The following is a 22,460-nucleotide window of genomic DNA, read 5'->3' on the forward strand; positions in this document are numbered from 1 at the left end:
GAAATTTCCGCCGATTTTGCCTGTACAAAATTTAAGCGGCCTACGCTGTAATGGCCGGTTCACGGCACTTATGTCGGCACAAATGTCACAATCGAACCGCTTGGGACGCCAGTTTCAATTGAAAAAGCTCATGCCGATTCGGCATAGGGTAGGCGTTTACGGCATTAGACGGCGCCACCTTGCATCGGAATAGTTGCGCCTTTTTTCGCCTGCCGAAGAGCCGTAAACACGCGCTTCGGGGCACCTTATACGGAGGCAGATGCACAGACTTTTCCGCTGATGAGCGTTCCAGTTCCTGCATGTGCCTGAGTCAAACGCAAGTAAGGGTAAAGATAATGAAGAAGGCAAAAATCAGCCTCGCCTGGCAGATCCTCATCGGTCTGGTTCTGGGGATTGCACTGGGTGCGTTGCTCAACCACTTCAGCGCCGAAAAGGCCTGGTGGATCAGCAACGTCCTGCAACCGGCAGGCGATATCTTTATCCGTCTGATCAAAATGATCGTGATCCCGATCGTCATTTCTTCGCTGATCGTCGGCATCGCTGGCGTCGGCGACGCCAAGAAGCTCGGGCGTATCGGCCTGAAGACCATCATCTATTTCGAGATCGTCACCACCATCGCCATCGTTGTCGGTCTGGTGCTGGCCAACGTGTTCCATCCGGGCACCGGCATCGACATGAGCACCCTGGGCACGGTCGACATTTCGAAGTACCAGGCGACTGCCGCCGAAGTGCAGCATGAACATGCGTTCATCGAGACCATCCTCAACCTGATTCCGTCGAACATCTTCGCGGCCATGGCCCGCGGTGAAATGTTGCCGATCATCTTCTTCTCCGTATTGTTCGGTCTTGGCCTGTCGAGCCTGCAGTCGGACCTGCGCGAGCCGCTGGTGAAGATGTTCCAGGGCGTCTCGGAAAGCATGTTCAAAGTCACCCACATGATCATGAACTACGCCCCGATCGGCGTATTCGCACTGATCGCGGTGACCGTGGCCAACTTCGGCTTCGCCTCGCTGCTGCCGCTGGCGAAACTGGTGATTCTGGTTTACGTCGCCATCGCCTTCTTTGCCTTCGTGGTGCTGGGCCTGATCGCCAAGCTGTTCGGCTTTTCGGTGCTCAAGCTGATGCGCATCTTCAAGGATGAGCTGGTGCTGGCCTACTCCACCGCCTCCTCGGAAACCGTACTGCCACGTGTCATCGAGAAGATGGAAGCCTACGGCGCGCCGAAAGCCATCTGCAGCTTCGTGGTGCCGACCGGTTACTCGTTCAACCTCGATGGCTCGACCCTGTACCAGTCGATCGCGGCGATCTTCATTGCCCAGCTGTACGGCATCGACCTGTCGATCAGCCAGCAACTGCTGCTGGTGTTGACGCTGATGGTCACCTCCAAAGGCATTGCCGGCGTACCGGGTGTGTCCTTCGTAGTGCTGCTGGCGACACTGGGCAGCGTCGGCATTCCGCTGGAAGGTCTGGCGTTCATCGCCGGTGTCGACCGCATCATGGACATGGCGCGTACTGCACTGAACGTCATCGGTAATGCTCTGGCCGTGCTGGTTATCGCGCGCTGGGAAGGCATGTACGACGATGCCAAGGGCGAGCGCTACTGGAACTCCCTGCCGCACTGGCGCAGCAAGGAAAAACTGCCGGCTGGCGAAATCTCCAAGAACTGACACCCCCCTGTAGGAGCTGCCGCAGGCTGCGATCTTTTGATCTTGCTTTTAAAAAACAAAATCAAAAGATCGCAGCCTTCGGCAGCTCCTACAGTAGATTGAGGCCACCCAGTAAATCGGGGGGCGGCAGATCCATACAAACCCCGGAGCAATCCGGGGTTTGTCGTTTCTGGCGACCCCGCTATCATTCGCCGCATTCTTCGGGGGATTTGACTGATGCTTAATGGCCTGTGGCTTGGCTTCTTCATCGTGGCAGCCGTGTCGGCGCTGGCGCAGTGGCTGATCGGCGGCAACGCCGGGATCTTCGCGGCGATGGTGGAAAGCATTTTCGCCATGGCCAAGCTGTCGGTCGAAGTCATGGTGCTGCTGTTCGGCACCCTCACCCTGTGGCTGGGCTTTCTGCGCATCGCCGAGAAAGCCGGGATCGTCGAGTGGCTGGCCAAGGTCCTCGGCCCGCTGTTTCTACGGCTGATGCCGGAAGTCCCGGCCGGCCACCCTGCCCTTGGCCTGATCACGCTGAACTTTGCCGCCAACGGTCTGGGCCTGGACAACGCCGCCACACCCATCGGCCTGAAAGCCATGAAGGCGTTGCAGGAGCTCAATCCCAGCGCCACCATCGCCAGTAACGCGCAGATCCTCTTTCTGGTGCTCAACGCCTCGTCGCTGACCCTGCTGCCCGTGACCATTTTCATGTACCGCGCTCAGCAAGGCGCGCCGGATCCGACGCTGGTGTTCCTGCCGATTCTGCTGGCGACCAGTTGCTCGACCATCGTCGGTTTCCTTTCCGTAGCTTTCATGCAGCGCCTGCGCATCTGGGACCCGGTAGTGCTCGCCTATCTGCTGCCCGGCGCGCTGATCCTCGGCGGTTTCATGGCCCTGCTCGGTACGCTTTCTGCAACGGCACTGGCGGGATTGTCGTCGATCCTCGGCAATCTCACGCTGTTCGGCTTGATCATGCTGTTTTTGCTGATCGGCGCGCTGCGCAAGGTCAAGGTGTATGAAGCGTTCGTCGAAGGCGCAAAAGAAGGCTTCGATGTGGCGAAAAACCTGCTGCCGTATCTGGTGGCGATGCTCTGTGCAGTCGGGGTGTTGCGCGCGTCTGGTGCGCTGGATTTCGGCCTGGACGGCATTCGCCATCTGGTCGAGTGGGCCGGTTGGGACACGCGCTTCGTTGACGCGCTACCGACGGCGATGGTCAAACCGTTCTCCGGCAGCGCCGCGCGGGCGATGCTGATCGAGACCATGCAGACTTCCGGCGTCGACAGCTTCCCGGCGCTTGTTGCAGCGACGGTGCAGGGCAGTACCGAGACCACGTTCTATGTGCTGGCGGTGTATTTCGGCGCGGTGGGCATTCAGCGCGCGCGGCACGCGGTGGGGTGTGCGTTGCTGGCGGAGTTTGCCGGAGTGGTCGGCGCCATCGGGGTCTGCTACTGGTTCTTCGGCTGAGCAAAATTCCCATGTGGGAGCGAGCCTGCTCGCGAAGACGGAGTGTCAGTCAACGCTTAAGTGACTGATACACCACTTTCGCGAGCAGGCTCGCTCCCACAGGAGTTGTGGTGTGTCAGCGGGGTTGCGGGGCAAGTTTCTGGCCTTGCTCGACGGCCCAGGCCACAACCTTGGCCGTAAGGCGATCACTGGCCTGGCCAAACCCGGCGACCACCGCCGGCACCTGCACATCGTTCAACGGCTGGCGCTCTTCGAAGCGACGGCTGGCGAGGATGCGCTGGTCATAGCCACGCACCAGCAACGCATCGACCCGCACCACAACGCCGGCCTGGGTGCCCTGATATTCGGTCTGAAACGCCTGCAAACTGCCGCCCAGTTCCAGATCCGCCTGGAAGTTGCTGTCGTCAGTGCTGAGCAACGTCACTCTGCCGTCACGCTGGAATCCATCGAGCAGGCGATTGCGCAGCAGCACCGGCGCCGGATCGCTCCAGCGCGAGCCTTTGTAGCTGCTGATCACATCGCCCTGCGGAATCACAGCAATGCTCGGCCGGTTCAGCGCCTCGCTGGCCTGCAATTTATTCAAGCGCAGCGACCACGACTGCGTCGCCGCCGGGTTGGCCGAGGCGGGCGCCGGTGCGGCGGGCAGGCGGTAGACATCCGACGGTTCCGACTCGGGCAAGATCGAGCAAGCGCCAATCAGGATCAAGCCGGCGCCGAGGAGGGCGATTCGAGTCAACTTCATGGGGTGAATTCCTTGTTCTTGTCGCTGCCCAGCAGGTAGCCGCTGGGGTTGGCCTCAAGGCGTTGGGAGATGGCGCGCAGCGAGGTCAGCGTCTCGCGCAGTTCGCGAATCGCCGGGGCCAGACCGTTGAGGCCCTGCATGCCGTTATCCAGCGAGTTCTGGTTTTTGCTGAGCAAGCCGTTGATGGTCACGCTGCTTTGTTCCAGCGACTTCATCGCCTGCTCGGCGCTGCCCAAGGCCTGTTTGCCCTGATCGTTAAGCAGACCGTTGGCGTTGCGCATCAGCAGCGAGGTCTGTTCGAGCATGCTGCCGGCCTGTTTACCGACGGTCGCCAGTTGCTGCATCGCTTGTTTGATATCACCGCGCTGGTCGTTGATGGTGCCGGTGGTCTGTTCCAGATGGGCGAGGGTCTTGCTCACGCGGTCGACGTTTTCAGCGGAGAACATGTGGTTGGCGTTTTGCAGCAGGGCGCTGATGCCGGTCATCAAGTCGCTGCTGTCGTTGAGCAGACGTGAGATAGGCGAGGGCGAAGCGATCAGCGTCGGCAACTGGCCGTCATGCCCGCGCAATTTCGGGCTCTCTGGCGTACCGCCGCTGAGCTGGATGATCGAGGTGCCAGTGATGCCGGTCAGTGCCAGTTTGGCCTGGGTGTCTTCCTTGACCGGCGTGTCGCCCGCCAGACGAATCCGCGCCAGTACCCTGCGCGGGTCCTGCGGGTCGAGGCGCAGGCTGACCACATCGCCGACCTTGATCCCGCTGTACTGCACCGAACTGCCCTTGGACAGACCGCTGACTGCCTCATTGAACACCACTTCGTAGTCCTTGAACTCGGTGTCGACGCTGGACTTGGCCAGAAACAGGCCGAAGAGCAGGGCGCCGGCCACGACGATCACCGTGAACAGGCCGATCAACACATGATGGGCTCGGGTTTCCATATCAGACCTCGTTGAGCAGTTTGGCGGCGTCCAGCGCCGAGCGGCCGCGCGGGCCGTGGAAGTATTCGTGAATCCACGCGTCGTCGGTTTCCGAGACGTCGTCGATAGGGCCGGCGACGAGTACTTTCTTCTGCGCCAGCACCGCCACGCGATCGGTGATGGTGTACAGCGTGTCGAGGTCGTGGGTGACCAGAAACACACTCAGACCCAACGCATCACGCAGGGTCAGGATCAATTGATCGAACTGCGCCGCGCCAATCGGATCAAGGCCGGCGGTGGGTTCGTCGAGAAACAGAATGTCCGGATCCAGCGCCAGGGCCCGCGCCAGCGCCGCACGCTTGATCATGCCGCCGGACAGCGACGCCGGGTACTTGTCCGCCGCCGACAGCGGCAGCCCGGCCAGCGCCAGTTTCACCGCCGCCAGGTGCTCGGCGTCGTGACGGCTGAGGCCGGCGTGTTCGATCAGGGGCAGGGCGACGTTCTCGGTCACGGTCAGCGAGGAAAACAGTGCGCCTTTCTGAAACAACACACCGAAGCGCCTTTCGATCAGCGAGCGTTCATGCTCGGCCAGGTTCGGCAAGTTCTGGCCGAAGACTTTGACCATGCCTTCGCTGGGCCGATTCAGCCCGACGATGCTGCGCAGCAGCACCGATTTGCCGGTACCGGAGCCGCCAACCACGGCGAGGATTTCGCCTTTGTAGACGTCCAGATCAAGGTTCTCGTGCACGCTCTGCGGGCCGAAGCGATTGCACAGGCCACGGACTTCGATCACCGCCTCTGAGGGCGCGCGGGGTAGACGACTCACCAGCCCATCTCCATGAAAAACAGCGCAGCCACCGCATCGAGCACGATCACCACGAAAATCGACTGGACCACGCTGGAGGTGGTGTGCGCGCCGACCGATTCGGCGCTGCCGCTGACCTTGAAGCCTTCCAGACAACCAATCGCCGCGATCAGGAAGGCGAAGATCGGCGCCTTCACCAGGCCGACCAGAAAATGCTGAATGCCGATGTCCGATTGCAGCAGCGAGAGGAACATCGCCGGCGAGATGTCCAGCGACACTGCGCAGACCACGCCGCCGCCGACGATCCCCGAAAGCATCGCCAGAAACGTCAGCATCGGCAGCGCCACCAGCAGCGCCAGCACGCGCGGCACCACCAGCAATTCGATCGGGTCGAGACCGAGAGTACGGATCGCGTCGATTTCTTCGTTGGCCTTCATCGAGCCGATCTGTGCGGTAAAAGCACTGGCGGTGCGCCCGGCCATCAGGATCGCCGTGAGCAGCACGCCGAATTCGCGCAGGAACGAGAAGCCGACCAGGTCCACGGTGAAAATCGTCGCGCCGAAACTGGCCAGCACTGTGGCGCCAAGAAACGCCACCACCGCGCCGACCAGGAACGTCAGCAGGGCCACGATCGGCGCGGCGTCGAGGCCGGTCTGCTCGATGTGCGCGATCATCGGCGTGATGCGCCAGCGCTTGGGCCGCAACAGACCACGGGCGATGACTTCGAGGATCAGGCCGACGAAGCCGAGCAGCTGCAGCGTGTCAGTCCAGACCTTGTCCACCGCGCGACCAATGCGCGTCAGCAGTTGCACACTGACGCTGACTTCCGGCTCCTTGATCGGCACGCAGAAATCGCTCAGCGAGCAATACACGGTTTGCAGCAAGGCGCGGTCGGCAGTTGAAAGGGTGCAATCGGGGTGTTCGGCGGTTTTGCCCAAGCGCTCGGAACCGAGCAGTTCCACCAGCAACGAGGCGCCCGCGGTGTCGAGGGCGCCGAGGCCGTTCAGATCGATGGAAGTATTGGCATCGTACTGGCCGCGGAGCTTTTCGCTCAGGTGCTTGAGCGCCGTGTAGTGGGCGAGCGTCCAGTCGCCGCTGACCCGCAGGCGGGCAGGGCTGAGCGCGGTGTCCAGGTAGGCACTGCCGGGGGTTGGGCTGCTGGTCATAAGCTCCGTGCTTGTACGGCCGTTACGAGATCCTACGTAATAGCACGAACCGGATCAGTTTTCTTTGGCCGGTGTGCTGTCGGTAATTGCGAAACGCAGCACGCCGATCAACTGACCGTCCTCGGTCAACACCCGCACCTGCCACTTGCCCGCCGGGTTGCCGGGGAAATTCTGTTTGTGCGTCCACGCCCGGTAGCCTTCCTTGCGCCCGCCATGGATATCGAGGGCGATGCGGTCGACCTCTTTGCCGTTGAAGGTCCAGACGTGATAAATCCGCTCGTCGAGACCGCGCGGCGCGTTGATCGCAGTGTAGGCGTAGAGCCCGCCGCTGCGGATCTGCTCGGCGCTGACGGTATCGAGGCTGGCGCCGGGCGTGCGGTCCTGCAGCTGCGTGCTGATCGCCACGTCGGTCATCCACAGCGTTGCCGGCGGCACCCACGAACGCAGCGCCCAACCGACGCCGCCGATGCCGACTGTGATGAACAGAATCGCCAGGGCATTGCGCACCGTGCGGATCGGGAAGATCGACGCCAGGCTCGGGAACGACAGCAGCACGGCAATCCCCAGCGCCCATTTGAAACTCTGCGCAGTGGTCAGGTGCATGATCACCGGCAACGCAGTGAGCAGGGCGGCAAACAGGGTCAGGGTGTGCAGCGCGAGAAACGCCCAGCGCCGTGGCGCCAGCCATTTGTAATACAGCGGATCGACGATGGAGATCAGGGCGGCAATGCCGAGCAGCCCGGTGAATATCAACTGGCCGCTGTTCCAGGTCGTGGTGATGAAGAAGAACGGCAGAACGAAGAACAGGCTTTCCTGATGGATCATCTGCGTCGCGTAGCGCAGCAGCGGCTGGGGAATCTCGCGCTTGAAGATCCGCGTGAACAGTCCGGTCAGGGTGTTTTCCAGCATCAGCCAGATCCAGCTGAGCAGCATGATCACCGTGATCCAGCTCGCCAGTCCCTGCTGGCGATCGACAAGGATGAAACTGCCGACCCCGGAAATGAAACCACCCGCCGCAATGACTCCGGGGTAGCGCTTCATCAGCTCGAGAAGGCGCTGGACCAGGAGGGTTAATTTCGACATGTGGGCGATTCACTGCAGGCTAAGGAAATACCCCGACAGAGTAGCGTCCGTCGGGCGTTGTGGCGAGGTGGTGCGCGGAGCAATTTTCCCTGTGGGAGCGAGCCTGCTCGCGAAGGCGTAGTAACAGCCGCCATCACCGTTGAGGAAGCCATCGCATTCGCGAGCAGGCTCGCTCCCACAGGGTTGTGTGTCAGGGCTGCGGCGAATGTTTGCGGTGGCGATGCAGGCGCCAGCCGATCACGATCAGCAGCAATACGCCGACACCACCGGCGACCAGCCACAACACCTGATCATCACTGATCAACGGCTTCTCGATCCGGATATATCCCGGCTGCAACAGCAGCTCGCGCATGGCCTTGTTCGCCGCTTCCAGCGTCACCCCTTGCAACTCCCGCGCGGGATTGGCAAAGCGCCCATCCTGATAGTCGGCCAGCGCGCTCCAGTAATAGTCCGCCAGTGCGCTGTTGCCTTGTACGGCCCAGGCCTGATGGGCGATGGCGGCTTGTTTGATGCGGGCGAAGGTACTCGGGTCGAGGCCGTTTTTCAGCAGGTCGGCCTTGAGGTCTTCCAGCACTTGAATGGCTTCTTCGACGTCATCGCGATCCAGATCAGCGTTGAGGCTCATGAAGCCGACACCGCCGAACACTTCACGCTCGGCCCACGGCCCGTACGACAAACCGTGGTTGAGGCGAATCTGCCGGTACAGCGCCCAGTCGAGGTAATCCTTGAGAATGTCGAACGTCTGATCGTACTGATCGTCGAGCACCGGTTCCGGCACCAGCCAGTGCAGCTTGGCGCTGTCGCCAATGAAGCCACGGGTGAGGGTGCGCTCATGGGCGGCGCTGGTGCGGATGTCCGGCAGCGCCCGGTGTTCGCTCGGCTCGACCGGTTCCAGCTCGCCCCAGGTGCGCTCCAGATAGGCCGGCAGCAGTTTGTCGAGTTCGCCGACGACGATCAGGGTCATGTTGTTCGGCGCGTACCAGGCCTTGCGCACCTTCTCCAATTGCTCTTGGGTCAGATGGCCGACGTCGGCGCGCTGCGGGCATTTCAGTCCCAGCTCGACAGCCAGCTGATTGCTCGCAGTGTGGCCGAGGTCCTGCCGGTCGAGGAAACGCTGGAGTTTGGTGTAATGCCCGCCGTCCTCACGCTCGACCACCCGTTTCGCCGCGTTGATTGCGTTGTCGTCAATGCGTGTCTGAGTCAGCAGCGCGAGCAGCAGATCGAGCACCTTGCGCTGGTTTTTCGCCGGGGCTTCGATGACGAACGTGGTGTCGGCGTTGCTGGTGAATGCATTCCAGTCACCGCCCAGCGCCTGCATACGCTCTTCCAAGCCGCCTTCGCCGGTAGCGTCGATACCGCTGAACAGCAGGTGTTCGAGCAAATGCGGCAGCTCTTTTTCGTCGCAATCGAAGTCATCGAGGCCAACGCCGACCACCAGCCGGATCGCCACATGGCCGCGTTCGGTGCCGGGCTTGAGCATCAGTTGCAAACCGTTGGGCAGCGCATAGCCTTCGACCTGAAACCGATCCAGGGCGAAGGCGGGCAGGGAACCGAGCAACAGACAGGCGAACAACAGGCAACGCATAACAGGCTTCCATACGGCTGATTTGGAGATCCGTGTCGTCAGTCAGGGCCCCATCGCTGGCAAGCCAGCTCCCATAAGGATCTGCGGCGCTCACAAAACCCTGTGGGAGCTGGCTTGCCAGCGATGCGGTCTCAAGGCTGAACCACTGTAACTGACTGACCCCAGCCCCAGACGTTCAAGGCGAATGCGTAATGTCGGCCATGTCATCCACCGCCAGCGCGCCGGTGTCCGCTGTTTCCAGCACCACATAGGCGCTACTGCAGAACAGCGAATTGAGCCGTTTCATATCGGCGATCAACTCCAGGTGCAGCGAACTGGTCTCCAGACTCTGCACGATCTTGCGTTGCAAACGGCTGACATGCGCGTGGGCCAGACGCCGTTCCTGCGCACGAAAGCGGCGTTTCTCCCGCAGCAGCTGCCGCGCGCTTTCGCGGTCGCCGCTGAGAAACACCGACAGGCCCAGGCGTAGATTGGCGATCAATTGCTGCTGCAGCCCGGCGAGGTCTTCCAGGCCTTCTTCGGAAAACGAGCGCCGTTGCGAGGTCTTCTGCTGCTGGATCTTGCGCAGCATGCGCTCGATCAGGTCGGCAGCGAGTTTCAGGTTGATCGCCAGTTCGATGATCTCGGCCCAGCGCCGACTGTCCTGCTCGCCGAGGTCCTCGCGGGGCATCTGCGCCAGATACAGCTTGATCGCGCTGTACAGCGCCTCGACGTCGTCAGTCAGGCGGCGCATCTCCTGAGTGATTGCAGTCTGCTTGCCGCGCAGCACATCCAGGGAGGCGTCGAGCATGTTGTCGAGCAGATCGCCCATGCGCAGGGTTTCCCGCGCGGCATTGGCCAGCGCCAGGCTCGGCGTGACCAGCGCGGTCGGGTCGAGATGGCGCGGTTTGGCGGTGCCGTTGACCTCCGGCCGCTCCGGCAGCAGCCACGCACAGAGCCGCGCCATCGGCCCGACGCTGGGCAGCAGGATCAGACAGCGCGCGGTGTTGTAGAGCAGGTGAAAGCCGATGACCATTTCCTGCGGGCTGAAGTCGAGGCTGTCGATCCAGTGCACCAGCGGGTCGAGCACCGGAATGATCAGCAGCAGGCCGATCAGTTTGTACAACAGACTGCCCAGCGCAACCTGACGGCCGGCGGCGTTCTGCATGCTGGTGCTCATGAACGCGAGAATGCCGCTGCCGATGTTGGCGCCGATCACCAGACCGATCGCCACCGGCAGGCTGATCACCGCAGCGCCGGCCAGCGTAGCGGTGAGCAGCACGGCGGCGAGGCTGGAGTAGGAAATCATTGCGAACAACGCGCCGACCAGGGCGTCGAGGAGGATGTCGCCGGTCAGCGAGGCAAAAATCACCTTCACCCCCTGCGCGTGAGTAATCGGTGCGGCGGCTTCGACGATCAATTGCAGGGCGAGAATGATCAGCCCCAGGCCGATCGACACCCGGCCCATCTGCCCGAGCCGCGTCTGTTTGCGCGACAGAAAGAAAATCACCCCGAGGAAAATCAGCAACGGCGACAGCCACGACAAATCAAACGTCAGCACCCGCGCCATCAACGCGGTGCCGACGTCGGCGCCAAGCATGGTCGCCAGCGCTGGCGTCAGCGCCATCAAACCCTGGCCGACAAACGAGGTAACCAGCATCGCCGTGGCGTTGCTGCTCTGGACCATGGCGGTGACGAGAATGCCGGCGATGAACGCCAGCCATTTCTTCGACATGTTCTGGCCGATGACATGTCGCAGATTGGTGCCATAAACCCGCAGGATGCCGGTTCGGACGATGTGCGTGCCCCAGATCAGCAGGGCGACGGCGGACAGCAGATTGAGCAGGGTGAGCATGCAGACCCCCTGTAGTAGCAGCGCCCCAGAGGGGCAAGTGGACGGCACCGCGCGGTTTCTACGTTTTTGATACTTAAGCTGTAGTTGGCTAACGGTCTCGGCGCCAGCATTGCACAGCTAAAGCGTGGATTGAAACAAAAGTGTCATCAAAACAGATGCATCCACTCACCGAATCCGACACCTTTCCCCTCTGTTGCCCAAAACAACTGTGGGAGCGAGCCTGCTCGCGAAAGCGGTGAGCCAGCCAACATTGTTGTCGACTGGCACTCCGTCTTCGCGAGCAGGCGCGCTCCCACAGGGGTGTAGCGTGCCGCTGGACTACCGGGTTATTGGCCCGGAACATCCTTGCGCAGTTTCACCGGATCCTGCTGCTTCTTCTTGCGGGCCATCGCGCCGCGCAGTTTGATGTTGATCGCTTCCACCGCCAGCGAGAACGCCATGGCGAAGTAGACGTAGCCTTTAGGCACATGCACGTCGAACGATTCGGCGATCAGCACGGTACCGACCACCAGCAGGAACGACAGGGCAAGCATTTTCAGCGACGGGTGCTTGTCGATGAATTCGCTGATCTTGCCCGAGGCCAGCATCATCACCAGCACTGCCACGACGATCGCCGCGACCATGACTGGAACGTGGGAGACCATGCCGACGGCGGTGATCACCGAGTCCAGCGAGAAGACGATGTCGATGATCGCGATCTGGATGATGGTGTAGAGGAAGTTCCCGCCCTTGCCCGATGGCGCGTCGTCGCTTTCGTCTTCGCCTTCCAGCGCGTGGTACATCTCCTGCGAGCTTTTCCACAGCAGGAACAGGCCACCGAAGAACAGGATCAGGTCGCGACCGGAAATACCCTGGCCGAACACTTCGAAGAGGTCGGCGGTGAGGCGCATGACCCAGGTGATCGACAGCAGCAACAGGATCCGCGTGATCATGGCCAGGCCAAGACCAAAGATCCGCGTGCGCGCCTGCATGTGTTTGGGCATGCGGCTGACCAGAATCGAAATCATGATGATGTTATCGATACCGAGGACGATTTCCAGGGCGGTCAGGGTAAAGAAAGCAACCCAGATTTCGGGGTTGGTCAGCCAATCCATGTGTATTCCTTTGAGCAATTGTTGAACCGAAAAAGGTCCGGGCTTCAAACCGCGAAGCCAGGACCCGTTACGGTGAGTCTTGGGCTTATAGAGTGCTGAACACCGGGAAAGTCCCCAACAGCAGTGCAGCAATCAGAATGCAGATGCACACCAGAATCGCCCATTTCAGGGTGAAACGCTGATGATCACCGAAATCGATGCCGGCCAGCGCCACCAACAGATAGGTCGACGGCACCAACGGGCTCAGCAAGTGGACGGGCTGGCCGACGATCGAGGCACGGGCCATTTCCACCGCAGTGATCCCATAGTGGCTGGCCGCGTCGGCCAACACCGGCAACACACCGTAATAAAACGCGTCGTTGGACATGAAGAAGGTGAACGGCATGCTCACCAGCGCCGTGATCACCGCCAGGTACGGGCCGAGGAAATCCGGAATCACCGCCAACAGGCTCTTCGACATCGCATCGACCATGCCGGTGCCCGACAGGATACCGGTGAAGATACCGGCCGCAAAGATCAGCCCGACCACTGCCAGCACGCTGCCGGAATGCGCGGCGACGCGATCCTTCTGCATTTGCAGGCATGGGTAGTTGACGATCATGGCAATACTGAACGCCACCATGAACAGCACCGGCAGCGGCAACAGGCCGCCGATCAGCGTGCACATCAGGCCGAAAGTCAGTGCGGCGTTGAACCAGATCAGCTTCGGACGGCGTGCGTCGGGGAATTGCGAGACGCTGATTTCGCTGTGATCGATTTCGTCGCCGACCAGGTGCAGCTCGCCGAGGCGGGCGCGTTCACGTTTACCGTAGAAGTAGGCAATCAGCAGGATCGCTACGACACCGGCGGCCATCGCCGGGATCATCGGCACGAAAATGTCCGACGGATCCACATGCAGGGCACTCGCTGCGCGAGCGGTCGGGCCGCCCCACGGGGTCATGTTCATCACGCCACCGGCGAGGATGATCAGACCGGCCATGATTCGTGGGCTCATGCCGATGCGACTGTACAGCGGCAGCATCGCGGCCACGCAGATCATGTAAGTGGTCGCGCCGTCACCATCGAGGGAAACGACGAGCGCCAGAACGGCGGTGCCGACCGAAACTTTCAACGGGTCGCCCTTGACCAGTTTGAGGATCTTGCGCACGGCCGGGTCGAACAGGCCGGAGTCGATCATCAAGGCGAAATACAGAATGGCGAACATCAGCATCACGCCGGTCGGCGCCAGTTTGGTGATGCCTTCGAGCATCATCGGGCCGATCTTCGGCGCAAAACCACCGAACAGAGCGAACAAAATCGGGATGATGATCAGGGCGATCAGCGCGGACAGGCGCTTGGTCATGATCAGGAACATGAACGTGATGACCATGGCGAAGCCAAGGAAAGTCAGCATGGGAATACTCCAGGCGTAGCGCGGCTAATGGAATGAGCGGATCGGGCGGGATCAGCGCAGAACGGGAGACGCGAGGCGTACGGGCGGAGTGACCAGCAGGAAGCGGGAGAAACGGCGGGTTGCAGAGGACATCAGAATCACCATTGTTGTTGTTAATTGGGCCGGGCCTGTGGAGCAAATACAGGTCTTGGGCCAACCGGTCTGTTGCCGGGAGTGAGGCGATCCTAATCGGGGAAGCTTTCAGCTACCTTTCGCTATTGAAAGCGGTGAATGAACGGCCAACCGGCGGTCGGATGCGACCAGGGCCAATAAAGACGGGGTTGGTAGCGATGTGGGTAAACGCACTGACAGCGCCGGCTGGCAGTCCGGACATATCCGTTATCAGTTCGGCGTCAGCATCTGGTTAAAAAATCGACAGATCCAGCGGCCGCACCGCGCCCATCCAGATCGCATGTTCGGTGTGGTCGAGCAAGTCGTCGCCCGTGTCCGGATGCAGGAACACCACCAGGCCCTTGCGGTTGAGCGCCAGCCACGGCAGCACCTCGCCGATCAGCTCGGGGCCGAACGCCAGTTGGCAGCTCCAGTCGGGGTGCGGCCCTACCGGGCGTTCGTGCACGCGGCCCATTTTCAGCGCAAACAACTGCGCGGCCCGTTCGCACAGGGCCCGCGCCTGGTCGATGGTTTGCGCGTCGAAATAGACATGGGCGTGGTAGCCCTTGATCCCTTGCATCGTATCGCCTCTCAATCGGTTCGAACCCTTGGCTGTTTCCACCGTCACAGGCCATATAGGACAACAATAAGGAAAACAGCCATGAAAAATGCCGAAACCCCAGTGGTGAAAGTGGTGCTCTATGGTGCCATGGCCAGCCTGGGCGGTGCGTTGATGGCTGAATTACTGCGCCGCCAACACGAAGTCATCGCTATTCTCGATGATCTCACTGCGCTTGCGCCACGTCCGGGCTTGCGCAGTAAAACCGGCGATCTGTTCGATGCCGAGCGAGTCAATCAGAGCGTCGCCGGCAGTTCTGCGGTGATCTGTCTGCTGGACGCGCCGGGTCTGCCATTCAGCAGCGACCACGTCGAGCGTTCAGTGACGCTCGGGCCGGTTGAACAGGTGCTGGCAGTCGACGCGCTGGTCGAAGGTTTGCAACTGGCCAGCGTGCCGCGACTGTTTCTGGTCGGCAATTTCGGCGTGCTCGACGAGCCTGACAGCGACGAGCGCCTGCAACGTCACGCCGCCGAAGAAATCCTCGAAGCGGTGCAAAGCAGCTCGCTGCGCTGGACCTTGGTCAACGCACCCCATGGCGTTGCCGGGTTGACCATCGAGCACTTCAGTCAGGTCGGCGGCAATCTCGAACCGGGACTTGCCGAACCCTTGGAACGCTTGAACCGCGTCGCGGTGGGTATCGCCGATGAGCTGCGGTTGAATCTGCATGTCGGTGAGCATGTGAATTTTGTGGCGGCTTCAGATTCGTAAAAGATCACAGCCTTCGGCAGCTCCTACATGGGATCGCATTCCATTTGCAGGAGCTGCCGAAGCTGCGATCTTTTACTCTTCACACCGCAATCGAGGGCAGGGCCAGACCGTTAAGCGATTCGGCACTACTGGCCTGTTCCGCCATTAACCAATCAACAAACTCTTGAATCAACGCCCCCCGACGTTTGCGTTGCGGCAACACCACGTAATACCCAAGCCGCGACAGCGTGGTTTGCGCCAGCGGCCGGCACAGCAAACCCTGCACCAGCAAGTTATCCACAAGGTGGCGCCAGCCGATCGCCACACCTTGCCCGCCAATCGCCGCTTGGATCAGCAAGGTGTAATTGTCGAAGCGCAACTGCCCCGGCGCCGGCGGCGTAGTCAGGCCCAATTGACGAAACAAGCCACTCCAGTCGAACCAGTTGCTGCTGTTTTCACCGCGCAGGTGCAGCAGCGGAAATTCCAGCAGGGCCTGCGCGGGCAGCGGCAATGAACGCTCCTTGAGCAGCAGCGGGCTGCACACCGGAAACACCTCTTCGCTGAACAGCCAGTGGCTCTCGCCCTGCTTGAATCGACCGTCGCCAAACAGGATCGCCACGTCGATGTCGGTGCGCAGCATGTTGTGGTTGCGCTCGCTGGTGACCAGGCTGACATCGATATGCGGATTGGCCTCATGGAAGCGATGCAGGCGCGGCATCAACCAATAAGCGGCGAAAGCAAAATCCGTGGCCACTTGCAGCACTTCATGTTGCTGCTGAGCGCTGATTGCGCCTAATCCTGCGTCGATATTCTGCAAACCGAGGGTAACTTGCTCGAAAAGCAGGGCACCCACCTCAGTCAACTCGATGCCCCTGTAAATCCGATCGAACAGGCGCGTACCGAGCTGCTCTTCCAAGCGTTTTATCTGCTGGCTGATGGCCGGTTGCGTGGTGCCCAGCTCAACCGCAGCAGCGGTAAAGCTGCGATGACGGGCCGCCGCTTCAAAGGCGCGCAATAGATCAAGGGAGAGATCACCGAGGGCTTCATACATAAGCTGGGCTTATCCTAGTCATTGTCCGGCGCGGGCTTTACCGGAAGAGGCATGGAATCCATGCTCGATCGCAGCACTCTCGCATAAATATTCAACATGGAATGCCGCGATCACATGAAGCGCAAGAACATTCTTTTCATCATGGCCGATCAAATGGCCGCGCCAATGTTGCCGTTCTACGGCCCATCGCCAATCAAACTGCCGAATCTGTCCCGCCTCGCCGCCCAAGGCGTGGTGTTCGATGCTGCCTATTGCAACAGCCCGCTGTGCGCACCGTCGCGTTTCACCCTGGTCAGCGGCCAGTTGCCGAGCAAGATCGGCGCCTACGACAACGCGGCCGATTTCCCCGCCGACATTCCAACTTACGCGCATTACCTGCGGCGTCTCGGCTACCGCACCGCGCTGTCGGGCAAGATGCATTTCTGCGGGCCGGACCAACTGCACGGTTATGAAGACCGCTTGACCAGCGATATCTACCCGGCCGATTACGGTTGGGCGGTGAACTGGGACGAGCCGGACGTACGGCCGAGCTGGTATCACAACATGTCGTCGGTACTGCAGGCCGGACCGTGCGTGCGCACCAATCAGCTGGATTTCGATGAAGAGGTGGTGTTCAAGGCGCAGCAATACCTGTTCGATCACATTCGCGAAGACGGCGATCAGCCGTTCTGCCTGACCGTGTCGATGACCCACCCGCACGATCCATACACGATTCCCAAGGCATTCTGGGATCTGTATGACGATGCTGATATCCCGTTGCCTACAGCCTTGAGGCAGGAAGAACTCGATCCGCACTCGCAACGCCTGCTCAAGGTTTACGACCTGTGGGACAAACCGCTGCCTGTGGATAAAATCCGCGATGCCCGCCGCGCCTACTTCGGTGCTTGCAGCTATATCGATGCCAATGTCGGCAAACTGCTGCAAACACTCGAGGAAACCGGGCTGATCGATGACACCATCATCGTCTTCTCCGGCGACCACGGCGACATGCTCGGCGAGAAGGGCCTCTGGTACAAAATGCACTGGTACGAGATGGCGGCGCGAGTACCGCTGTTGATCAGCGCGCCGGGGCAGTTCGATGCGGGCCGGGTCAGCGCCGCCGTTTCCACCGCCGACCTGCTGCCGACGTTCGTTGATCTGGCCGGTGGCACGCTCGAGCCGGACTTGCCGCTGGACGGTCGTTCCTTGCTGCCGCATCTGCAAGGGCAGGGCGGGCACGACGAGGTGTTCGGCGAATACATGGCCGAAGGTACCGTCAGCCCGCTGATGATGATTCGCCGGGGCGCCTACAAATTTATCTACAGCGAAAGCGACCCGTGCCTACTCTTCGATGTGGATAACGATCCGCGCGAAGAAGAGGAGCTGAGCCAGTCGCCGCACCATCGTCAACTGTTCGAAGATTTTCTCGCTGAAGCGCGGGCCAAGTGGGACATCCCGGCAATCCATCGGGAGGTGCTCGCCAGCCAGCGCCGACGCCGTTTCGTCGCCGACGCGTTAACCATCGGCAAGCTGAAGAGCTGGGATCACCAGCCGCTGGTCGATGCCAGTCAGCAGTACATGCGTAACCATATCGACCTCGATGATCTGGAGCGCAAGGCCCGTTATCCACAACCCTGCCAAAACCAATAACGTTAAGGGGAAGTCCATGCGCAAGTTATCCACAGCTGTGACCGTTGGCCTGATCGCATTGAGCAGCGCTTCGGCCTTCGCCGAGCAGGGCTGCGAAACCGTGAAAATGGCCGATCCAGGCTGGAGCGACATCGCCGCAACCAATGCCATCACCGGGTTTCTGCTCGACGGCATGGGCTACAAGGCCAAGGTCGACACCCTCGCGGTGCCGATCACCTTCGGCGGCTTGAAGGATGGCCAGGTGGACGTGTTCCTCGGCAACTGGATGCCGGCGCAGCAGGGCTTCTACGACAAGTTCGTCGCCACCGGCGATGTGACGCAACTGGCCAAGAACCTCGAAGGCACTGAATTCACCCTCGCCGTCCCCGAGTATGTCTGGGAGGCGGGTGTGCATGATTTTGCCGACCTGAACAAATTCGCCGACAAATTCGACAAGAAAATCTACGGCATCGGTTCGGGGGCACCGGCGAATATTTCGCTGCAGGAAATCATCAAGAAGAACGACTTCAACATGGGTCAGTGGAAGCTGATCGAATCCAGCGAGCAGGCGATGCTGGCCGAAGTGTCGCGGGCGGTGAAGAAACAGAAATTCGTCACCTTCCTCGGCTGGACCCCGCACCCGATGAACGTGCAACTGAAAATGCGCTATCTGAAGGGCGGCGAAAAATATTTTGGTGACACCGGCAACGTGTTCACCCTGACCCGCAAGGGCTACGCCGAGGCCTGCCCGAATGTGGGCAAGTTGCTGACCAATCTGGCGTTCACCCAGGACATGGAAAACAGCATCATGGCCGAGGTGGTGAACAAGAAAATCAGCAATGCCGAAGCGGCGAAAGCTTGGATCAAAGCGAATCCGGCGGTGCTGGATAAATGGCTCGAGGGTGTGAAAACGGCGGATGGCAAGGATGCGTTGGCGGCGGTGAAAGCCAAACTGTAATGCTATCTGACTGTCGACCACTTACCTGTGGCGAGGGAATTTACCCCCGATCGGCTGCGAAGCAGTCGCAAGATCCATGAACTCGATAGACCTGACTCACCGAGAACTCCGGGTTTGGGGCCGCTTCGCGGCTCATCGGGGATAAATCCCCTCGTCACAATGATTGCGGTGTCCTGATAGGCTTGCCTGAAAAACCCCAACCGCGAGGACCCATGGCCTTCCCCAGCCGTCATTCACTTTTTCCTTTCCTGACCTGGCTGCCACGGCAAACCCGCGCCAGCGTCGGGCGGGACCTGATCGTCGGCCTCAGCGGTGCGATTCTCGCCTTACCCCAGTCGATCGCCTACGCACTGATCGCCGGTCTGCCGCCGGAATTCGGCCTGTATGCGGCGATCGTTCCAGTATTGATCGCCTGCCTGTGGGGTTCGTCATGGCATCTGATCTGTGGCCCGACGGCGGCGATTTCCATTGTGCTGTACGCCAGCGTCAGCCCGCTCGCGGTGCCGGCGTCCGAGGACTACATCACCCTGATCCTGCTGCTGACATTCCTCGCCGGGATTTTCCAGTGGCTGCTCGGCTTGCTGCGCTTCGGCGCGCTGGTGAATTTCGTTTCGCATTCGGTGGTGCTCGGCTTCACCCTCGGTGCCGCCGTGGTGATCGCCATCGGGCAACTGCCCAATCTGCTCGGCCTGGAATTGCCGGCTAACACCACGGCGCTCGCCAGCCTGATGGATCTGCTGCGACATCTGGGGGCTGTGGATAAGTCTGCTCTTATCCTCGGCGTCGCCACGGTAATCGTCGGCGCGACCCTGAAAAAACTTCTGCCGCGCTGGCCGACGCTGTTGCTCACGCTGGTGCTGGCCAGCCTGCTGGTATGGATTTGGCCGGGGATGTTCGGCCATGTGCATCTGGTCAGCGCTTTCGTCGGGCGCTTGCCGCCGTTCAGCCCTTTGCCGCTGGATTTGGAGCTAATCCTGCGCCTGCTGCCGAGCGCCGTGGCGGTGGGCATGCTCGGGCTGGTCACCAGTCTGTCGATCGCCCGTTCGATTTCGGCGCGCTCGCAGCAGTTGCTCGACGCCAATCAGGAAGTCCGCGCACAGGGTCTGTCGAACATCGTCGGTGCGTTCTTTTCCGGGTCGCTCTCAGCCGGATCGTTTACCCGCTCAGGTCTGAGTTATGAGGCCGGTGCCTGCTCGCCACTGGCCGGAGTGTTTTCGGCGATCTGGGTGGCGCTGTTTGCGGTGTTCGGCGCCGGCCTGATCGCGCACATTCCGATCCCCGCCATGGCCGGCAGCATCCTGTTGATCGCCTGGGGCTTGGTCGATCATCGCGGCATTCGCGCCTTGCTGCGGGTCAGCCGCGCCGAGTTCGTGGTGATGGCGCTGACCTGCCTCGCGACTTTGCTGCTGGAATTGCAGACGGCAATCTACGCCGGGGTGCTCGCGTCGTTGTTCTTTTACCTCAAGCGCACCTCGCAACCACGGGTGCAGCATTGGCGCGACGGTGACGACGATGTGCTGCGGGTGGGCGGTTCGATCTTTTTCGGTGCCAGCCATTACCTGCAAGTGCGCCTGCAACGCCTGCATGGCGCACGAGTGGTGATCGAGGCACAGCAGATCAACTTCATCGATTATTCAGGGGTGGAGATGCTGCATCAGGAAGCGCGGCGCCTGTTGGGCCAGGGTCGCAGCCTGACTTTGCGCCGGGCGCGGCCGCCAGTGGTGGAGGAACTGAGGAAGCTGGAGGGGGCGGAGAAATGCCCGATCCGGTTTGAGGATTGATCTGATCTCGCGGTGGTGATGCGATTCGCGAGCAGGCTCGCTCCCACATTGAGCGTATTTCAATGTGGGAGCAACGCTTAAAGGGCCAACTGGCGGCGCAGCTCGGCGAGTACCGGCGCGGTATCCGGGCGTACGCCACGCCACAGCCAGAACGCCTCGGCTGCCTGTTCGGCGAGCATGCCCAGACCATCCATCGCCAGCGCTGCGCCGTGCTCAGTGGCCCAGCGGCAGAACGCGGTCGGTTCCTTGCCGTACATCATGTCGTAGCACAGCGTCTGGCCTGGCTCAATCAGGCTTGGCGCAATCGGCGGCACGTCACCGGTCAGGCTGGCGGAGGTGGCGTTGATGATCACGTCCACCGGCTCGCGCAGCCAGTCGAAACCACTGGCCGACACCGGCCCCAGATCGCCGAACAATTCCGCCAGCAGCTCAGCCTTGTCCACCGTGCGATTGGCGATGATCACCGAGGCCGGTTTCTCCGCCAGCAAAGGCTCCAGTGCCCCGCGCACCGCGCCTCCAGCACCGAGCAAAAGGATGCGCTTACCGGTCAGGCTGAAACCGGCATTCACCGTCAGATCGCGGACCAGGCCCGCGCCATCGGTGTTGTCGCCGAGCAGTGAACCATCGTCCAGTTTGCTCAAGGTGTTCACCGCACCGGCGCGCTGCGCGCGGGCGGTCAGGCTGTTGGCCAGACGGTACGCGTCTTCCTTGAACGGCACTGTCACGTTGGCGCCGCGCCCTTCGCGAAAGAACGCCGTGGCGCAGCCGGCAAAATCCTCCAGCGGCGCGAGCAGCGTGCTGTAATCGAGGCGCTGGCCGGTCTGTTCGGCGAACAACTGGTGAATCATCGGCGACTTGCTGTGGCCGATCGGGTTACCAAAAACGACATAACGATCCATCACCCGTCCTCAGGCCTCGGCCAGCCAGTCGCGATCCTGCAGGAAGTACTCGGTCAGGCGCGCTTCTGCGCTGCCCGGCTCGGCCTTCCAGTCATAACCCCAGCGCACTTGCGGCGGCAGCGACATCAGAATCGATTCGGTACGGCCGCCCGACTGCAGGCCGAACAGCGTGCCACGGTCGTAAACCAGGTTGAATTCGACGTAGCGGCCACGGCGAAATTCCTGAAATTCGCGCTGCTGAGCGGTGAAGGCGTCGTTCTTGCGCCGCTGCACGATCGGCAGGTAGGCCTCGATGTAGGCATCGCCGATGGCGCGCAGGAAGGCGAAACTGGTGTCGAAATCCCACTCGTTCAGATCGTCGAAGAACAAACCGCCAATGCCGCGCGGCTCATGACGATGCTTGATGTGGAAGTATGTGTCGCACCAGGCCTTGTAGCGCGGATAGACGTCCGCACCGAACGGCGCACAGGCTCGCTCGGCGACGCGGTGCCAGTGGATGCAGTCTTCTTCAACGCCGTAGTACGGAGTCAGATCGAAGCCGCCGCCGAACCACCAGACCGGTTCTTCGCCTTCTTTTTCAGCGATGAAAAAGCGTACGTTGGCGTGGGAGGTCGGCACATGCGGGTTGTGCGGGTGGATCACCAGCGACACGCCGAGTGCCTCAAAACCGCGCCCGGCCAGCTCCGGCCGATGGGCGCTGGCCGACGGCGGCAAGCCGCTGCCGAAAACATGGGAAAAGTTGACCCCGCCCTTTTCGATCAGTGTGCCGTTTTCCAGCACGCGGGTGCGCCCGCCACCGCCCGCCGGCCGGGTCCAGGCGTCTTCGGCGAAGCTTTTGCCGCCGTCTTCGGTTTCCAGCGCAGCGCAGATGCGGTCTTGCAGATCGAGCAGATAGGCCTTTACGGCGTCGGTGCGGGTCGTCATGGCTTCACCTTGAATCGGGCGGCGCCCCGGCAGGCGGGCGGCGCAAATGGGCGC

The 22,460-nt window shown here is 61.2% G+C and carries 19 protein-coding genes; 6 read left to right on the top strand and 13 right to left on the bottom strand.

Annotation, left to right across the window (positions count from 1 at the left end):
• The first annotated feature begins 335 nt into the window (after positions 1-335).
• Complete coding sequence (gltP, locus tag AC4IHP_RS00375) at positions 336-1,667, top strand: glutamate/aspartate:proton symporter GltP (protein ID WP_039757150.1); 1,332 nt, start codon at positions 336-338, stop codon at positions 1,665-1,667.
• A 216-nt stretch (positions 1,668-1,883) separates the two neighbouring features.
• Positions 1,884-3,113 (top strand): nucleoside recognition domain-containing protein, encoded by a 1,230-nt coding sequence (locus AC4IHP_RS00380; RefSeq protein ID WP_071173947.1) that lies wholly within the window; start codon positions 1,884-1,886, stop codon positions 3,111-3,113.
• A 115-nt stretch (positions 3,114-3,228) separates the two neighbouring features.
• Here the strand turns inward: AC4IHP_RS00380 and AC4IHP_RS00385 are convergent, their stop codons facing one another.
• The 10 genes from AC4IHP_RS00385 to AC4IHP_RS00430 form a co-directional block, all read right to left on the bottom strand.
• Complete coding sequence (locus AC4IHP_RS00385) at positions 3,229-3,855, bottom strand: ABC-type transport auxiliary lipoprotein family protein (protein WP_460122597.1); 627 nt, start codon at positions 3,853-3,855, stop codon at positions 3,229-3,231.
• On the bottom strand, positions 3,852-4,790 hold the full coding sequence (locus tag AC4IHP_RS00390) for an MlaD family protein (RefSeq protein WP_129998050.1): 939 nt from the start codon (positions 4,788-4,790) through the stop codon (positions 3,852-3,854). The genes AC4IHP_RS00385 and AC4IHP_RS00390 overlap by 4 nt, the downstream gene beginning before the upstream one ends.
• Position 4,791: 1 nt before the next feature.
• Positions 4,792-5,595, bottom strand: coding sequence for an ABC transporter ATP-binding protein (locus AC4IHP_RS00395; protein WP_460122594.1), 804 nt, complete (start codon positions 5,593-5,595; stop codon positions 4,792-4,794).
• Positions 5,592-6,740, bottom strand: a complete 1,149-nt coding sequence (locus tag AC4IHP_RS00400) for an ABC transporter permease (protein ID WP_490830607.1) — start codon at positions 6,738-6,740, stop codon at positions 5,592-5,594. The genes AC4IHP_RS00395 and AC4IHP_RS00400 overlap by 4 nt, the downstream gene beginning before the upstream one ends.
• A gap of 54 nt (positions 6,741-6,794) precedes the next feature.
• Entirely contained in the window at positions 6,795-7,823 is a 1,029-nt protein-coding gene (locus AC4IHP_RS00405) for a DUF5924 family protein (RefSeq protein ID WP_460122590.1), read from the bottom strand.
• Positions 7,824-8,013: 190 nt separating this feature from the next.
• Positions 8,014-9,408, bottom strand: a complete 1,395-nt coding sequence (locus tag AC4IHP_RS00410; protein WP_460122588.1) for a M16 family metallopeptidase — start codon at positions 9,406-9,408, stop codon at positions 8,014-8,016.
• 175 nt (positions 9,409-9,583) lie between these two features.
• Positions 9,584-11,242, bottom strand: a complete 1,659-nt coding sequence (locus AC4IHP_RS00415; protein ID WP_490830608.1) for a Na/Pi cotransporter family protein — start codon at positions 11,240-11,242, stop codon at positions 9,584-9,586.
• Between the two features lie 326 nt (positions 11,243-11,568).
• On the bottom strand, positions 11,569-12,336 hold the full coding sequence (locus AC4IHP_RS00420; RefSeq protein ID WP_460122584.1) for a TerC family protein: 768 nt from the start codon (positions 12,334-12,336) through the stop codon (positions 11,569-11,571).
• Between the two features lie 85 nt (positions 12,337-12,421).
• A complete protein-coding gene (locus AC4IHP_RS00425; protein WP_490830609.1) occupies positions 12,422-13,729 on the bottom strand; it encodes a CitMHS family transporter in 1,308 nt (435 codons plus the stop codon).
• Positions 13,730-14,132: 403 nt separating this feature from the next.
• Entirely contained in the window at positions 14,133-14,459 is a 327-nt protein-coding gene (locus tag AC4IHP_RS00430; RefSeq protein WP_490830610.1) for a DOPA 4,5-dioxygenase family protein, read from the bottom strand.
• Between the two features lie 81 nt (positions 14,460-14,540).
• Between AC4IHP_RS00430 and AC4IHP_RS00435 the strand changes: the two genes are divergently transcribed.
• A complete protein-coding gene (locus AC4IHP_RS00435) occupies positions 14,541-15,206 on the top strand; it encodes an NAD(P)-dependent oxidoreductase (protein ID WP_460122580.1) in 666 nt (221 codons plus the stop codon).
• A gap of 79 nt (positions 15,207-15,285) precedes the next feature.
• On the opposite strand, the gene AC4IHP_RS00440 is transcribed toward AC4IHP_RS00435, so the two are convergent.
• Positions 15,286-16,236, bottom strand: coding sequence for a choline sulfate utilization transcriptional regulator (locus AC4IHP_RS00440; RefSeq protein ID WP_490830611.1), 951 nt, complete (start codon positions 16,234-16,236; stop codon positions 15,286-15,288).
• A 114-nt stretch (positions 16,237-16,350) separates the two neighbouring features.
• On the opposite strand from AC4IHP_RS00440, the gene betC reads away from it, so the two are divergent.
• From betC to AC4IHP_RS00455, 3 genes are all read left to right on the top strand, one after another.
• The gene (gene betC, locus AC4IHP_RS00445) at positions 16,351-17,865 is read left to right on the top strand and encodes a choline-sulfatase (protein WP_490830612.1); all 1,515 of its coding nucleotides are present in this window, start codon (positions 16,351-16,353) and stop codon (positions 17,863-17,865) included.
• 16 nt (positions 17,866-17,881) lie between these two features.
• Positions 17,882-18,802 (top strand): choline ABC transporter substrate-binding protein, encoded by a 921-nt coding sequence (choX, locus tag AC4IHP_RS00450; RefSeq protein WP_460122574.1) that lies wholly within the window; start codon positions 17,882-17,884, stop codon positions 18,800-18,802.
• Between the two features lie 212 nt (positions 18,803-19,014).
• Entirely contained in the window at positions 19,015-20,583 is a 1,569-nt protein-coding gene (locus AC4IHP_RS00455) for a SulP family inorganic anion transporter (protein WP_490830613.1), read from the top strand.
• Positions 20,584-20,660: 77 nt separating this feature from the next.
• On the opposite strand, the gene aroE is transcribed toward AC4IHP_RS00455, so the two are convergent.
• Both aroE and hemF read right to left on the bottom strand, forming a co-directional pair.
• Positions 20,661-21,482 (bottom strand): shikimate dehydrogenase, encoded by an 822-nt coding sequence (gene aroE, locus AC4IHP_RS00460; RefSeq protein ID WP_490830614.1) that lies wholly within the window; start codon positions 21,480-21,482, stop codon positions 20,661-20,663.
• A 9-nt stretch (positions 21,483-21,491) separates the two neighbouring features.
• The gene (gene hemF / locus AC4IHP_RS00465; RefSeq protein ID WP_490830615.1) at positions 21,492-22,406 is read right to left on the bottom strand and encodes an oxygen-dependent coproporphyrinogen oxidase; all 915 of its coding nucleotides are present in this window, start codon (positions 22,404-22,406) and stop codon (positions 21,492-21,494) included.
• Positions 22,407-22,460 lie beyond the last annotated feature (54 nt).

The organism is Pseudomonas sp. UF-293 (assembly GCF_058245595.1).